The 16,566-nt window shown below is 45.7% G+C and carries 13 protein-coding genes; 7 read left to right on the top strand and 6 right to left on the bottom strand.

Annotated elements, in window-relative coordinates:
* The first annotated feature begins 89 nt into the window (after positions 1–89).
* On the top strand, positions 90–1,238 hold the full coding sequence (locus strainIA91_RS08290) for a pyridoxal phosphate-dependent aminotransferase (protein WP_400166311.1): 1,149 nt from the start codon (positions 90–92) through the stop codon (positions 1,236–1,238).
* On the opposite strand, the gene mutY is transcribed toward strainIA91_RS08290, so the two are convergent.
* Complete coding sequence (gene mutY / locus strainIA91_RS08285; RefSeq protein ID WP_400166310.1) at positions 1,230–2,270, bottom strand: A/G-specific adenine glycosylase; 1,041 nt, start codon at positions 2,268–2,270, stop codon at positions 1,230–1,232. The genes strainIA91_RS08290 and mutY overlap by 9 nt on opposite strands.
* An 8-nt stretch (positions 2,271–2,278) precedes the next feature.
* Positions 2,279–2,938, bottom strand: coding sequence for a phosphatase PAP2 family protein (locus tag strainIA91_RS08280; RefSeq protein WP_400166309.1), 660 nt, complete (start codon positions 2,936–2,938; stop codon positions 2,279–2,281).
* A 178-nt stretch (positions 2,939–3,116) separates the two neighbouring features.
* On the opposite strand from strainIA91_RS08280, the gene strainIA91_RS08275 reads away from it, so the two are divergent.
* Together strainIA91_RS08275 and strainIA91_RS08270 are read left to right on the top strand one after the other, a co-directional pair.
* A complete protein-coding gene (locus strainIA91_RS08275; RefSeq protein ID WP_400166308.1) occupies positions 3,117–4,337 on the top strand; it encodes a hemolysin family protein in 1,221 nt (406 codons plus the stop codon).
* 1 nt (position 4,338) lies between these two features.
* The gene (locus strainIA91_RS08270) at positions 4,339–5,427 is read left to right on the top strand and encodes an LptF/LptG family permease (RefSeq protein ID WP_400166307.1); all 1,089 of its coding nucleotides are present in this window, start codon (positions 4,339–4,341) and stop codon (positions 5,425–5,427) included.
* A 4-nt stretch (positions 5,428–5,431) separates the two neighbouring features.
* Here strainIA91_RS08270 and strainIA91_RS08265 read toward each other — a convergent pair whose 3' ends face one another.
* The 3 genes from strainIA91_RS08265 to strainIA91_RS08255 are packed head-to-tail and all read right to left on the bottom strand — an operon-like array spanning position 5,432 to position 7,999.
* Complete coding sequence (locus strainIA91_RS08265) at positions 5,432–6,598, bottom strand: hypothetical protein (protein WP_400166306.1); 1,167 nt, start codon at positions 6,596–6,598, stop codon at positions 5,432–5,434.
* 23 nt (positions 6,599–6,621) lie between these two features.
* Positions 6,622–7,380, bottom strand: coding sequence for an LPP20 family lipoprotein (locus tag strainIA91_RS08260; protein WP_400166305.1), 759 nt, complete (start codon positions 7,378–7,380; stop codon positions 6,622–6,624).
* Between the two features lie 58 nt (positions 7,381–7,438).
* Positions 7,439–7,999, bottom strand: coding sequence for a hypothetical protein (locus strainIA91_RS08255; protein WP_400166304.1), 561 nt, complete (start codon positions 7,997–7,999; stop codon positions 7,439–7,441).
* A gap of 210 nt (positions 8,000–8,209) precedes the next feature.
* On the opposite strand from strainIA91_RS08255, the gene strainIA91_RS08250 reads away from it, so the two are divergent.
* A complete protein-coding gene (locus tag strainIA91_RS08250) occupies positions 8,210–11,545 on the top strand; it encodes a S8 family serine peptidase (protein ID WP_400166303.1) in 3,336 nt (1,111 codons plus the stop codon).
* A 122-nt stretch (positions 11,546–11,667) separates the two neighbouring features.
* Positions 11,668–12,300 carry a nitroreductase family protein gene (locus tag strainIA91_RS08245; RefSeq protein ID WP_400166302.1) on the top strand — a complete coding sequence of 211 codons (633 nt, stop codon included), beginning with the start codon at positions 11,668–11,670 and terminating at the stop codon, positions 12,298–12,300.
* A 177-nt stretch (positions 12,301–12,477) separates the two neighbouring features.
* On the opposite strand, the gene strainIA91_RS08240 is transcribed toward strainIA91_RS08245, so the two are convergent.
* Complete coding sequence (locus strainIA91_RS08240) at positions 12,478–12,741, bottom strand: hypothetical protein (protein ID WP_400166301.1); 264 nt, start codon at positions 12,739–12,741, stop codon at positions 12,478–12,480.
* A 197-nt stretch (positions 12,742–12,938) separates the two neighbouring features.
* Between strainIA91_RS08240 and nusB the strand changes: the two genes are divergently transcribed.
* Together nusB and secA are read left to right on the top strand one after the other, a co-directional pair.
* Positions 12,939–13,382 carry a transcription antitermination factor NusB gene (gene nusB, locus strainIA91_RS08235; RefSeq protein WP_400166300.1) on the top strand — a complete coding sequence of 148 codons (444 nt, stop codon included), beginning with the start codon at positions 12,939–12,941 and terminating at the stop codon, positions 13,380–13,382.
* A gap of 8 nt (positions 13,383–13,390) precedes the next feature.
* The gene (secA, locus tag strainIA91_RS08230) at positions 13,391–16,408 is read left to right on the top strand and encodes a preprotein translocase subunit SecA (protein WP_400166298.1); all 3,018 of its coding nucleotides are present in this window, start codon (positions 13,391–13,393) and stop codon (positions 16,406–16,408) included.
* Positions 16,409–16,566: the final 158 nt, after the last annotated feature.

Here is a 16,566-nt window from a genome sequence, read left to right as displayed (position 1 = left end):
ACAGAAGACATCAATATCATTTTCATGTCAAAGATCTGACCATACAAAAATGTTTCGTCAGGTCTTTCATCTGTGCCTAAATTTGCATCATGAAAAAAATGATAGAAGAATCGGGGACGCTGGCTGTTTTTGATCGAATGAAAAAACTACGTGCCATGGGGAAGGATATTATCAATCTATGTGTAGGTGAACCGGATATTTCACCGTCTCAGGATATTGAAACGGCTGCAATTCAAGCCATTCAATCACATCACATCCGGTATACCCCGTCTGAAGGAATTCCCGAACTGAGGAAAACCATCGCCCATATGATACAGGATGAAGGTTGGAGGGCAGACGAAAACAGAAATCTAATCATAACTGCCGGAGCAAAACCGGCTCTCTTCACAACCCTTTTAGCTCTGGTAAAGAAAACCAATGAAGTACTTGTCCCTGTACCCTTTTATCCCTCCTATGCCCCAATGATCCGATATGCCGGTGCAAAACCTGTCTACGTGCCGGGTAATCCCCAAAATGGATACAAAATCAGTCCTCAGGACCTAAAACCTTATCTTACACCCCACAGCCGTTTTTTTATCTTAAATTCTCCGGTCAATCCCACGGGTAGTGTGTATTCTCCCGATGAACTTCAGGAATTACTGAAATTTTTAGACAAAAACCACATCATATGTATCCTGGATGATGTGTATCGTCACTTTATCTATGACGAAGCTGTCAAAGAAGAAATAGCCCGGATTCTGAAACCCTTTCAACGATCCATCATCCTCATACGCAGTCTGAGTAAGGAATTTGCCATGACCGGTTGGCGTATTGGCTATGCCGTGGCTGAGGAATCATTGATAACACCTATGAAAACCGTTCAGGGACACATCATTGGCAATGCCCAGACGGCCTCTCAGCTTGCGGCTTTGAAAGCGCTTCAAAATCCGGAAAAATATGCATTATCCCTTCATGTTTTTAAATCCAGGCGGAATGATGTATTGGAGGCCTTACGTCAGGTAGATCATATCTCTATCATTCCTCCTGCCGGGGCTTTTTATGTCTTTGCCGATATTCGAAGTATCCACCCTGAAAAAAGCGATGTGATAGTGTGCTCTGAACTAATGGAAAAATATGGTGTGGCTGTGACTCCCGGTAGTGCATTTGGACTGAAGGGTTTTATCCGGATTTCATATGCAGATGGAAATCGACTTTATGAAGGATTGGATCGCCTTGTCAGAGGTCTTGCATCACGATAAAAGTCCTGCTATTCTCATAGCTTTAATATGCACCTTCGGCCGGGGATAGGATTTTAATTCATTGGGATGGACCCATCGAAAGTCATCCCAGTAATCATTCCACCAGTCACTGTGTAATGTGGCATCAAACAACTCAAAGATAACTTTAAAATGAGAATAGGTATGTTCCGCTTTTATGATATATGATCGATCCAGTAAAAGATCATTGGCCATGGTAAAATCTGCCAGGGGCTGTTCATCATACAGGGTATTTGGCAATTCCCACAACCCGGGGAGAAGCCCGGATTCACGTCGCTGTACCAGTAAAATTTCTTTTTTGGGATTTTGTATGATGAAAATGGCTCCTTCCCGAACAGGACTCTTTTTACGGTTTGGTTTGACAGGAAAGTTTTCAACACAGAGGTGTTGCCGGGCTTCACAAAAGGATTGCAAAGGGCAGGCTGAACAGGCGGGTTTGGGGGTGCACACTAAAGCACCCAGCTCCATCCAGGCCTGATTCACCCAGCGGGGTGCCCCCCATTGTAGTGATTGATTCACCAGGTTGGTAACGGTCTCTTTAAATCGGCTGGAGGATGTGATCTCACCGATCAGGTACAATCTGGCCATTACCCGGCTTACATTTCCATCTACCACACCGTACGGCTGATTAAAGGCAATACTGGCGATGGCGGCAGATGTATAAGGACCAATCCCCGGTATTTTCAACAATTCCTCACGGCTTTCCGGGAAATTTCCCTTTAAAACGTTGACGATATAGACGGCTCCTCTGTAAAGATTTCTGGCCCGGGTGTAGTATCCCAGCCCTTCCCACATTTTCAGAATATCTTGGAGCGAGGACTCTGCCACATGGGAAAGTTTTGGAAATGTATCTATCCAGCGCTCATAATATGGGATGACTGTAGTAACCTGGGTTTGTTGTAACATCACTTCACTGACCCAAATCTTGTAAGGATCGGTTTCTCCCCGCCAGGGCATTATCCGCTTTTCACGGTGGAACCACTCAACTAAAGCATGTACTATGTCTGATGTCATGTTGTATGTCATTTACGGCTCCACCGGGCAGTGGAAAAACGGATCTCAAAGACGGGAAGCACAAGAGGGACTGCACTGTTTTCATCTTTTTTCTTTTCTTCGGACAGGTATAAAGCCCGCGTAGTTACCGTTCCCAGAATGGCACCAAACAGCACATCCGCAGGCCAGTGCCGTTTGTCATTAATCCGGGACAGGGCTGTGATAACGGCTAAGGAATACATGGGAATTCCTGCCAGGGATCCATGCCAGTTGTACATCAATGTGGCTGTGGTAAAGGCGATAGAGGTATGACCGGATGGAAAGGATAACGGGGTTCCGTCAGGGCGGATTCGTCCAATACCCCATTTTAGAGCATAGGTAAAGCCCAGGTTCATGGCATGTGCCGCAAGCATGTGCCGTAATGGTTCGTAATAACGGTCCTGCTCAAAACCTTCGGCCAGTGCGCCGGCTGCAGATACGGGTAAAAACCAAAAATCGGCAATATATCGATCACATAAATGTGAAACCCTGTCAGGTAAAAAGGGTTTGGCATACAGGTGCTCTTTGTAAGATTTTTCCAGGGGATTGATTGCCAGGGAAAGCACCGCCCCGCCTGCCAAAGCCGGAAGGACAAATGAAGGTTCGGCAGCTCCCGGCAGGACTTCAAAAATATATGCTTTATTACTCACACCTCCCTGAAGGGATAGGGCATAAAAAGACAATAAACATATCAGAAAATGTGATATTCGCTTTTTCATAAAGGATCTTAAACAAAATCCACAGGAATATCAAGTTCAGGCAATCAGCTAAGTCTTGATATTTAACTTTGTCATGGGTAAAATAAACGAATGGTAAAACGATATTCACATGCATATTGAACTTATTTTCACACTGGTCGGAATCCTTTTTTCCGCGTATTTCAGTTCGGCTGAGCTTTCCTTTACCGCGGCCAATCCGGTAAAAATCCGAATCTGGGCAGATAACGGAAAAAAAAGCGCCAAACGGACCATGCAATATCTGGAAAATCGTGAAGATATTTTAACCATGATATTGGTAGGGAATAATCTTGCCAACATTCTGGCAACGTCTTATGCCACCCTTTATTTTCTCACCCTGGGACTTTTCTCGGAAATTCAGATTATACTCATCATTTCCCTTGTCATCCTGATTTTCGGTGAGTTGGTTCCCAAATCTATCGTTCGTGAAATGCCCAATCAGGCGGTGATCTTTTTTGTGTTGACGATCCGATGGATCCGGATTCTCCTGTTTCCCGTCACCTGGCCTGTTCAAAAAATTATTCAGGGTATTCTGTTTTTGGCGAAAAGTCAGCCGGAAGAAATCAGAGCCGTCGTAACCCGGGATGAATTTGGCAGGAGCATTTCAATGAGCCACAAATCAGGGATTATCGATGAACGGGAAAAGGAATATATCCATAATGTCATTGATTTTTCCCACCGGACCGCAGGAGAGATTCAAACTCCCCGGCCTGATGTGGCCGGACTTCCTGCAACTGCCAATATTGATGAAGCCAAATCCCTCTTTATCCAATCCGGTTTTTCCAAGTTGCTCATCTGGTCCGATAGCATTGATGAAATTATTGGATTCATTGTGATTCATGACCTGCTCCAGAATCCCAAGACAATCAAGGAAATTGTCCGTCCTATCAAAGTATATCCAGAATCCAAATTGGTTTTTGAAATGCTTCGGGAATTTCAGGAAAACAATATGAGCATCGCTGCCGTGGTGAATGAATACGGCAGTACTTCAGGGATCGTGACGATGGAAGATCTGGTGGAAGAAATTTTCGGTGAATTTGAAGATGAATACGATGAAAATCATAATACGATCAAAATGCTTTCCAATGGTGATCTTGTGATGGGGGGACGGGCAAGTATAGAAGAATTGAATAAATCATATAATCTTGGAATCCCCGACGGAGATTACGAAACCATCGCCGGATATATACTGGAAAATACAGACCATTTCCCTATAAAAAATGAGAAGATGATCATTGGAAGACTGGAATTCACAATCCTCAGGGCATCGGCGAAAAGCATCGATTACCTGAAAATTCATACTTTAACCTGACATGAAAATCATACCCCTTTTAGACCGGTACCTTCTGAAACGGTTTTTTCTCTTCTTTTTTGCCGCGTTGCTCATCTTTTTAAGTGTCTTTTTGGTGGTTGATCTGGTGGAGAATGTGGATAGCTTTATTGATAACAATATGAATCTCAGGGCAATATTGCTCTATTACCTCAATATTTTCCCCTTTTTTATTCACATTGCGATTCCCATGTCCGCCCTGCTGGCTGTTGTTTTTAACCTGGGAAAACTGAATAAGCTCAATGAACTCACGGCCTTAAAGGCATCAGGGATTAGTTTATACCGCATTGCCCTTCCATTTCTGGTGGTGGGACTCCTCCTTAGTTACGGCAGTTTCCTCTTTGAGGATGCTGTAGTGGTTCCGTCCAATCAACGGCTTTACGAAATCAAACGGGATTATATGTCCAAACGGAGATCTACGGACAGGAGACTTCGCAACCATATTTTCCTCCAGCTTGAAAACGGAAAGGTGCTGAATATCCGGATCTATGATACATCCACGGATATCGGGCAGCATGTCAGCCTGCAAACCTTTCATCAGGGTGAACTGACAGAGCGGTTGGATGCCCGAAAAATGATATGGAATCATGAAACCTGGTATCTGACAGGTGTTGAAAAGCGTGTTTTGGAAGATGGATATATTCGGGACTACACTTACCTGGATACACTTGTTGCCGGAATTGGACTTACTCCCCAGGAAGTATCTCAAAAAAATCTGGATCCTGAAAATATGACCTGGGACCAACTTCGCGATTTTATCGGAAAAATTCAGGCCCTGGGACTTAATGATACCAAATGGCTTGTCAATTTAAATTTTAAAGCCTCCATGAATTTCACACCCTTTATTCTGATCTTATTCGGGATTCCCCTGGTTTCATATCAAACCCGAAGCCGGGGTCTGGGACCTGGAATCGGTATAAGCCTGATGGTGATTTTTATTTATGTCACGGTTCTGAAACTCGGGCAGACTGTTGGATATACAGGGTTGGTTTCTCCCTTTTGGTCTGTATGGCTACCCAATGTGATCTTTATGATTCTTGGATCTTTACTGTTGATTCAAGCCAGAAAATAATCAATTATTTAAAGATGTTTTTGCTGTCTGATTGATGTGAGTAACGGTTCACCGGGATAATCTTTTTATCTTCAGTAATATTGAATACATGCCAAACCGTTCCTTTCTGGGATGGATCCGGCCGGAAAGACTGTTCCAGTTTACCATTGGCATAGACATCCACCCGGGTCTGACTTCCCGGAAGTCCCGTAGAAGCAGAGGCATGACGCTGGGTAAAATTGTGAATCGCATACTGGTACAAGCCATCTGCCGGGACATAGATCGTGATGGTTTCAGGTCCATATCCATTGGTGTCATCCCGGTCCAGGAAATTGCGTCCCCCCACTAAAACTTTGTTTTGCCACCAGATGTGAAAGGTGCCGCTGCCGGGCATTGGACCTGCCAGGTGCGCGTCCAAATCCGTAGGAAAAGCACCCCATGTAAGGACAATCCGGTATTCCTTGAGTTCCTCGGATAAGGGAACCCGAAGCAACGTGGGAATTTCGTTCAGATCCAGAAAAAAGCTGTGTTCAACAGGAATGTAACCTTCTTTGAAAATTTTTACGGTGTAATCGCCATAATCACTGAGCTGCATGGCCAATTCACCCTGTGAATCCGTGCTCCCGGTTGAAATCGGGTTCCCCCTGAAGCGGATCTCAGCCTGCACATCAGGTAGTGGATTGCCTGTTTCAGCATCCACCACATTTAAATAAAAACATTTAAGTTTGGGATACATTTTTGGAGAGGGGTGAAAAGCGCCGTCGCTGACTGTCCCGGCAAGAAAAATCATACCGGGCTCTTCCGGGACTTCAACCCGGTGTGAGACCCTGTTCTTGTGATCGTTAATAACAACGGTTACTTCTGCTTCCTGAAGGACGCTCAACATAGATTCATCAAATAAATCTTCATCGGCAAAGTGATTGGCTACCCAGATGTGTGCCTGGATCCCCGATGTGTTTTCAATGCTGAACTGTTGGCCATCTCCCGAGAACCGTTCGGCAATGCGGATATTATTATCCTTTGACGGGCTTTTCAGGTGACCACGGATATATTCCGTCTTTCCGTCCTTCATGTACTGTATGACCGTTGTGGCATCGCCGGCAAAAGCATCATACGCCACAATGATATCCATGTCAGCCGACAGACACAGGACCGCTGACAGGATGAATGCAAGTGCTCCTAAAAATCTCATGAGCAACCATCCTTACATTTAATCTATTTGTTTAACATGGGAGAAATGACATCTTGTCTTGGAATGCGGACCAGAACGTATACCAGATTCTTTTCAGTATCCATCCACCGTTCCATCACCTGGATGTTTCTGAGAAGGTATTTGACTTTCATCGCCTGGACCTTTTCCATGGTATCATAACTTTCGGATTTCGCTTCAATCATGACAGTATGAAAATCCACGGCTAATGTTGTCATGATATTGAAAATGGCATTTTCTTCCGATTTTTTCCAGGCGTCAATTTTATTGTAGCGACAGGTGTATTCCCCAATCCCATAATAATGCCGCGAATCCGAATACATTGGATATTTATCAACCCATGATGGCCGGGGTAGTCTTTTATAATCAATATATTCAGATGAAATCTTTACATTTTCTTTTAATGAAAAAGCTTCAATGTAATCTTTGGTGATCAGATTGATAGCCGTCAATGTTCCTTTAACGGGATTTAACCTGCCCTTAATTTTTTTTAGGGCATCGGGAGAGAAGTTATAGTAATAATCACTGTCCACCTGGTCCAGATCCTGATACCGGTACAACGTTCCAAAAGCGATACAGGTTTGATAGGCACACAAGGTAGTTTCAGCATCAGCCAGGGTGGAACTTCCCTGACGGGCAAAACCGGTAATGACCTCAGGATACTTCCCAGGATAAACAAACCATTCAGGATACATAACCTGTCCCTGCATACCTGCCGGGATTAAGAAAAGAGAAAAAATAATGATGAAGATGGAATTTTTCATGAATTGCAGATGAAAAAAAGGGGTGTGGCAACCACACCCCTGTCACTTTTAATCGTTTCTATTCTTGTGCCTCGTAGGCTTCCATTTCACCTTTCAGTTCATCATAAGCCTGAGATGCACGAAACCGTTCATACACTTTGGGTTTGGATTGCAATTCATCCAGAAAAGACTGGTTGAAGGTTGCAGGATCCATGGCCATCAGGACATAAATGGTGATAAGTCCATCTTTACTGACCATTCTTTCTTCTTCCGGAAAAACACCCCGAAGTGTTGTGCTTGCCATGGTTTTGGAAACACTTGAAAACGCTTCGTTAACTTCTGTTTCCATATTGGAACCAATTTCTTCCAGGAAGCTTTTTTGCAGAACCTGGATTTTGGATTCCAGCGCCAGAGCAAGTTGTTGACGTCCGTTGTTTTGTGCTTTCTGACGGGCAATGTCTTCACGGGAACTCTGTCCCTGACCGACATCAGCAATGCCTCCCGCTTCGCGAACGGCTTTGGCCATCTTCATCAGCTCGTTGTACGGTGAGGTGGTTGATGTGCCTTTACTGCCGCCACATCCACTTAACATGGACAGTGCAAAGACCGCCACCAGCATGAGAATAAGTCCTTTCTTCATAAAATCGACCTCCTGATTTACTCTCGTTTTCTATTTTAATTAACATTTCTCACGAATATAAAGGCAAAATAGTTCTTATTCAAGAAAATGATTTATATAAGTGATTTGCTTCACGTTAGCAGGGGTATGTGTCCCTTGTAACATTATCCTTCCATGTAAATTTGTGTCTTTTTTAGGAAAAAATATTCATTATTTTAATGCGGAGGTTGAATGAAAAGTAAAGCCGTCAAAATATTGATCATCCTAACTCTGTCCTGGAATGTCCTTAAGGCCGGTGTGGATGTGTTGAATCCCTATCTTTTTTGCCTGACACCGGACACACCTCCTTTGACCGAAAAACAGATAAAAGACGGACATACAGGTATTCCCGTCATGGATTCATTGATTGCCCGGAATCCGGAACTTGTGATCCGCCCCTGGCTTCCGGCTTCTGAGCCCTATGAACATGCCGGGGATATCTATCTGAACCGGATATACCAAATCACAGGATTTTCTGAAACCAAATCAATGGTTGAAAATATCATGGGGGATCTGGCCCGGGATCCGAAAATCCTCTATACAGAAAAAGAACCGGAGATCAAAATCCGGAATGCCGGTCAATTCCAAAAGGAACAGAGCAGTTATATCCCCAATGATCCCCTGTATTCCCAGCAGTGGTGGATCCGGCAGATTGAAGCCCAGGAAGCCTGGGGACTCTGGGATGTTGAGGGAGGAGCCACCCCCGGAAACCGTGAAGTAAGGGTGGCCATTGTGGATACGGGGGTAGAGTGGACCCATCCGGACCTGATTGATAACATCTGGCAAAATATGGGAGAAGACGCCAACGGTAACGGAAAAACCATCGTGTATCTTGAGGGGCGCTGGCAGTTGGATCCCGGTGATTTGAACGGGGTGGATGATGATGGCAACGGATATACAGATGACCTCATCGGCTGGGATCCTTCCGGTTCAACCTATTCAAACGGCGACAATGATCCCATGGCCGTGCTGGACGGGCCGGCCCCTGTAAGCGCCCGGATGCACGGGACCCACTGTGCCGGTATTGCCGGGGCTTCCACCGATAATGGCACGGGTATCGCCGGAACGGCATTTAATATATCGATTGTCCCGGTTAAAGCGATGAAAGATGATAATGAAGAAGGACAGCTAACATATGGATATGCCGGAATCCAATATGCCTATAAATCAGGTGTCGATATTATCAGTCTCAGCTGGGGCAGTGATACCTATAGCAGTTCAGCCAGATCAGTCATTCAAACAGCAAAGAATGCCGGCTCAATCCTCGTTGCCGCTGCCGGAAACGGGACAGAAGAGGGAAACGAGCTTTACGGCAAATTTTATCCTGCCTCCTATCCCGAAGTCATTTCCGTCACGGCTTTGGGACCCAATGACAGATGGGGAAAGTGGGCCAATTATCACGAAGATGTGGATATTGCGGCACCGGGGGAATCCATTTTATCCACTGTTTTCAGCACATCCGGGACCGGTGACCTTCAGGGGTATCAGTCCTGGTGGGGAACTTCCATGGCCACACCCATTGTGGCCGGATCGGTGGCACTCCTCAAGAGTTATATGCCGGGTCAAACGGTCCAGTGGTATACCGATCAAATCCTTAATAATTCCGATGATATTTATACCATCAATGACGATCCCGAATATGCCGGAAGACTGGGAAGGGGGCGGGTGAATCCGTACAAGGCCATTGCCCAGGCGCTGAAACCTCAGCTTGCAATTCAGGATCAGGAGCTATCTATTCTCAATGATGACGGTGATGGCATCCTTAACCCCGGAGAAGAAGTCCGCTTACAGCTTACTCTGTTAAATGAGCCGGGTTGGCAGGATGGGCAAAACATCAGAGCTGTTTTACATTCCCCGACGCCAGGGATTATCATAACCGATTCAGTCGCCACATTTCCCGATCTGAGCTCTGGTGAGTCCGGTACTCATTCTGAAAAATTGCAATTTCACATCGTACCCGAAGCATCGACCGGCGAATCGGTTTTGGAATGTTGGATTTATTCGGAAAACCTCAATGGGGATAGCTTTGAAGACAGGCTGCCCATACCTGTACAGGTTTCTCTTTTTCAAAAAGGCTTTCCGGTCCCTTTGTCTGAAATGATTGTTTCATCGGTTTTGGTGTGGGATATCAATCATGACGGGCAAAAAGAAATTATGGCCGGGACCTTTGCCGGGAACATCATGGCCTGGACCTCCATAGGGGATACCTTACCAGGTTTTCCCATATCTGCCGGTGGATTGATTCCTGTGGAAATTGCCGCAGGGGATCTGGATCAGGATGATACCCTGGAACTGGCAGCGGTGACTACAACCGGAAAAATCATCCTTTTTAACGGATGGGGTGAAACCTTTTTTTCCTATGCTGCAGGAAATTCCATTGTGGCGGCACCATCTATCGGCCAATTGGACGGCGGTGAAGACCTGGAGGTGGTTGTGGGAACCAAAGGGGAACAAATCCTGGCATTGAAGAAAAACGGAGAACTGGTTCAGGGATTCCCCCTGAATGCCGGTGGCATCATTCAAAATGCTGTTTCTGTATCAGATTCTCTCCACGAATCACCGGTTCTGGCCTATGCCACAGGGGATGGAGATCTTTACCTGACAAATGAAAAAGGAACCCCTCTCTCCGGATGGCCGGTCCATTTTTCCGATCAGCAGGCCACAACCCCTGTGTTGATACGTTATCAGGGAGAATTGATCATTGCTGCCGGCTTGTCGGATGGAAAGCTGATGCTGTTTCAACAAGACGGCTCTGTCCGGGCAACCATCAATGGCTTGTCCAGGGTCATTGCCGAACCAACTGTCGTCAGAACACCTTCAGGTCCGGCACTGGCTTATCCCTATGATGTTCGTAAGGTTTCTGTTGTGGATTTGCAGGGGGATATTCTCCCGGGATGGCCTGTCGTTTTTGAGCAGATACCCTCCCGGATTGCCGCCGGTGACATGGATAACAACGGGACAGATGAAATCGTTGCCGTTTCTGCGAATGGTGCAGTGGCGGTCTGGAATATCAAAGGGGAAATGCTTCCCGGTTATCCCATTTTTACACATGAAAATATGAATGGCGGTCCGGTTCTCAGCGATCTGGACGGGGACGGGGATGCAGAAATATGTATTGCCGGGGATAAACATCTCATGGTGTGGGATGTGAAATCGGCCTCTGCCGATGCTGTCTATCTGACTATGGGAGGCCTTCGTGGTGGTGGACCCGGGCGAACACACCGCTATGATTATACGTTTACAGGTATGGAAGCACACCATGTTCCCGGAGAATTTGGGATTACAGGACTCTATCCCAACCCTTTTAATCCCCAAACGACTATCTCATGGAATCAACCCCGGGAGGGAAAAACACATCTTGTCGTGTATGATCTCACCGGTAGGGAAGTGTATAAACAAACCCTTTATGGATTTGCCGGACAGAATACATATTTGCTTACAGCAAACGGCTGGAGCTCAGGGCTTTATCTTTTGCGCCTTTCCAGTGGTAACCGTTCAGAGGTCAAACGGTTGGTTTTTCTGAAATAATCTCTTAGTTTAAAAATAAGATCCTTTCCAGATTTTCAACAATATGATACAAACAAACATTGATTAAACAGTTTGCGTGAAGACTATTTGATAAATCAGAAATATTCAAAGGAGGATAACCCATGAAATGTGGTGTGGTTTCACTTATCATGTTAATGCTGAGTACAGGGCTGTTTGCCGGTGAAGAGAACATCATTCCCCTGCCGCAACCGGAAAAAACAGGGGGAATGCCTTTGATGGAAGCCTTGAATCAGCGCCATTCTGGCCGGTCTTTTCAGGATAAGGCCCTTACAGATCAAATTTTGTCCAATTTGCTTTGGGCGGCGTTTGGTGTAAACCGGGAAAATGGAAAACGGACAGCCCCATCCTCCCAGGGGAAAACGGAAATGGAAATTTATGTTGCGAAATCCGATGGACTTTTTCTCTATCTTCCGGAAAAGAATGCACTGAAAAAAATCCTGGATGAGGATATCCGGGCGAAGACAGGTAAACAGAATTTTGTAGCCGATGCGCCGGTGAATTTGATTTTTGTTGCCAATTATAAAAAAGCCGGGAATGTGGATCCGGAGAAATACCGGTATACTTCAGGCATGAACACCGGTTTTATATCACAAAATGTCTATTTGTATTGTGCCTCCGCAGAACTCGCCACTGTGGTCAGGGGCTGGTTTGATGAAAACGAGCTCCGAAAAGCCATGAAACTGAAAGACCATAAAGGAATAATCCTGACACAGACCGTTGGATATCCCAAATGAAAGTAGGGAGCGACCCATGTGTCGCTCCCTATTAAGTTGGAGTTGTGACCAGACAGCGACCCATGTGTCGCTCCCTGTTAAGTTGGAGTTGTGAACAGACGGTGACCCATGTGTCGCTCCCTGTTAAGTTGGAGTTGTGACCAGACGGTGACCACCCATGTGTCGCCCTATGAATGGTTATTCGTGATCCAGTTCCAGTTCCACCAGTTTGGAATGGACCCCTTGTATGACCTCTACTTTGCGTGCGAGTTCATGATTCTGATCATCTGAACCGCAGAGCTCAAGCATTAATAAACCCTTTTCGCTGCAATTATCCAATACGCCATCGTGGATTCCCAGCCGGGTTTTGATAATGCAACCCCAGGCGGTTAAAACCTTTTGAAGATTTACGGCAGCTTCTTTGCGTTTCCCGATTAGAACCAGTAAAACGACTTTTTTCATGTCGAATGCTCCTTTGTTTTTGCTTAAGTGATTTTCATGAAAAAAATACATGTTTTCACGTTGAATAACACAAAAAAAACCTGTTATTCCTCTGTTGAAATCAAGTCCCTTTGTTCGTAATATTGGATCGTGAAACCGGATATTTCAAAACCAGCCCAGTTCCCTTCATGTTTTCTGAATCAGAGGATATATCATTTATGATGAAACTTCGCCGACAGGCACGGGAGATGTCTTTACAGGTACTCTATGCCATGGAGATGAGTGGAGAACCTGTAGATCAGGTGATTACAGATGTTTTGTTGTTAAACGAGAATCCTGAATGTGACGAAACTCTTTTACGGGATCTGGTAAGACACACATCTGCCAACAGAGAATCCATCGATGAGCGGATACGGAACAGATCCCGCAACTGGGATTTCAACCGCATTGCACTGATTGATAAAATTATTTTGCGACAGGCGATTGCAGAACTGATCTTCAGCGAGGATATTCCTCCCCGGGTGACCATTTCAGAAGCGATCGAACTGGCAAAAAAATACTCAACCGATGACAGCCATGTTTTTATCAACGGCCTGATGGACCGGATTTACCACGATTTGATTGAAGAAGGGCGTATTTTTCCCGAAGTGACTGAGACCTAGGAGTAACCATGATTTTTGATCTTATAAAGAAGATATTTGGTACAAGTTCTGAACGGTATATCAAACGGATAACCCCGTATATCAGTCAGATCAATGCAACATTTGAGGAACTGGATAGTGCCAGTGATGATGATCTCCGGAACCGGACCCGGGAGATGATTGATTATATTGAATCAAAGCGGCAGGAAGCCCGTGAAAAAGCCGAATCCCAGGGATTTGACGGTGAGCGGACCGATAATTTCATTTATGAAGCGGAACAAACAGCCCTGAATGATCTCATGGTAGAAGCCTTTGCCATGGTTAAACAAGCCTGTAAAAGACTTCTGGGAAAAGAGTTCCGGGTAGTAGGGCAAACCATGGTATGGGACATGGTCCCCTTTGATGTTCAGTTACTTGGAGCTATTGTCCTTCATCAGGGTGCCATATCTGAGATGAAAACCGGGGAAGGAAAAACTTTGGTGGCCACCATGCCGGTCTTTCTGAATGCCCTGACCGGGCGCGGGGTCCACGTGGTCACCGTAAATGATTATCTTGCGGAAAGAGATGCGGAATGGATGGGGATCATCTACCAGTTTTTAGGTCTTTCCGTGGGAAAAATTCTGAATACCATGTCGCCGGATGTGAGAAAAGAGGAATATGCCAAAGATATTGTATACGGAACCAACAATGAGTTTGGTTTTGATTATCTCCGGGATAACATGGCTGTCAGCATGGAAAACGTGGTTCAGCGGGGACACTATTACGCCATCGTGGATGAGGTGGATAGTGTACTCATCGACGAAGCCAGAACACCTCTCATCATTTCCGGACCTGTTCAGTCCAATACTCATGAGTCCTACAAAAACCTTCGGGGCAGTATCGAACGCCTTGTCCGGGCCCAGGAAAGGTATGTGAACGGTTTACTGGGTGATCTTCGGCGGGCCGGAGATACCATGGATGACATGAAACGGGGGACACTGCTCCTTCAGTGTCATCATGGTCTGCCCAAACATCCGGGTCTTCTGAAGCTTTTGGAAGAACCGGGCATGAAAAAACTCATGCATGATACGGAATCCTATTATATGCAGGAAAAGAAACTGCATGAAGTAGACGAGGACCTTTATTATAGCATCGATGAAAAAAGTCATGTCATCGATATCACAGAAAAGGGCAGACAGCTCCTGGCACCGAATGATCCGGAGCAGTTTATCATTCCTGATATCGGAGATGAATTTGCAAAGATTGATCAGCGGGATGATCTGAGTGATACGGAAAAGCAGGAAGAAAAAGACAGGATCCAGCGTCTTCATAGCCGGCGGAGTGAAACCATTCACAACCTTCACCAATTGCTTCGGGCCTATTCCCTGTACAGCCGGGATGTGGATTATGTGGTGAAGGATGGAAAGGTCCTCATTGTCGATGAGTTTACCGGCCGTATTCTCCCGGGTCGACGTTACAGTGATGGACTCCATCAGGCCATCGAAGCCAAGGAAAAGGTCCGGATTGAAGGGGAAAATCAGACCCTGGCAACGATCACTCTCCAAAATTACTTCAGAATGTATGATAAGCTCGCCGGAATGACCGGTACGGCAGAAACAGAAGCTGCTGAATTTGGTGAAATCTATAAACTCGAAGTGGTCAGCATTCCCACCAACCGTCCTGTGATTCGGAAAGACCGGAATGATGTTATTTACCGGACAAAACGGGAAAAATACCGGGCAATCATTGAAGAGATTATTCAGTCCCATAAAAAAGGCCAACCGGTTTTGGTGGGAACTATCAGCGTGGAAGTCTCCGAAATGCTCAGCAAGATGCTTCAGCGGGCGGGAATCCCCCATAATGTTCTCAATGCCAAGCAGCATCAACGGGAAGCGGAAATTGTTGCCAGAGCCGGACACTTCGGGTCTGTTACCATTGCAACCAACATGGCCGGCCGGGGGACGGATATAAAAATCAACGAAGAGACCCGAAATCTGGGCGGTTTAAAAATTATTGGGACGGAGCGACACGAATCCAGACGTATCGACCTGCAGCTGAAGGGACGTTCAGGACGTCAGGGTGATCCAGGCGAATCGGTCTTTTATCTCTCCCTGGAAGATGATCTGATGAGACTCTTTGGTTCAGACCGGGTCAGTGCCATCATGGACCGCCTGGGCGTGGAAGAAGGAGAAGTGATTTCCCATCCCATGATTTCACGTTCTATTGAAAGAGCTCAAAAGAAAGTGGAAGAACGGAACTTTGCTATCCGTAAACATCTTCTGGAATATGATGATGTGATGAATATGCAACGGGAGGTCATCTACGACCGGAGAAATTATGCCCTTCATGGCGGAAATCTCCGGGAAGAGATTCTCGCCATGCTGGAAAAATATATCCGGGAAACAGTGGATAAATTTACCGGAGAGGAAGATATCCATGATTGGGACTGGGAAGGACTCCGTCAGGAAACCATCAACGTTCTCATGTCCGATATTCATCCGGATGAACTGACCCGGGAGGGGAAGGAAAAAATTGAACGGGAAGATGTGATCCGGCAGATTCATTCAAAAGCCCTGGCAACCTATGAACGGAAACAAGAGATTATTCCCCCGGATATTATGGGTAAACTGGAACGCTGGGCATATCTGATGACGGTGGATAATGTATGGAAAGAGCATCTTTTTGAACTGGATCAGCTGAAAGAAGGCATTGGTTTACAGGCTTATGGACAGAAAGATCCCCTGATTGCATATAAAACAGAAGCTTTTAAAATGTTCGAAGAAATGCTAAGCCGCATAGACAGAGAATCCTTGCGTCTTATTTTCCGCACCGAGGTTCGCATGGAACAGGAACCCCGTCCTGAACAACCCCGCCCGGCCAATATGGTGATGAAGCATGAAGAAACAGACAACCTGGGATACCAAAAGGCAGCCGGGCACCCGAAAGCCGATCCCTCAAAGGCAGGAAAAACCCAGCCAATTCGTCGAACCGAACGTAAAATAGGCCGGAATGAACCGTGTCCCTGCGGAAGCGGTAAAAAATATAAACATTGTTGTGGGGCTAACTGATACGCTGTGCTTCCCGTATGACAATCTTAATTTAAAACCTATGTGTTGAATTCAGGATTCATAAAAAAACAGTTTTTAGTATATAGCATATAATAAATTAAATATAAACTTGACACTTTTTCTGGAGGTGCGTATCTTAGCCCCCGGGGTGGGGGGAA

It is taken from the genome of Candidatus Neomarinimicrobiota bacterium, assembly GCA_041154365.1.
Classification (GTDB): domain Bacteria; phylum Fidelibacterota; class Fidelibacteria; order Fidelibacterales; family Fidelibacteraceae; genus Fidelibacter; species Fidelibacter multiformis.
Note: the sequence above shows the minus strand (reverse complement) of the source record. Positions and strands in the feature narration are given on the sequence as shown.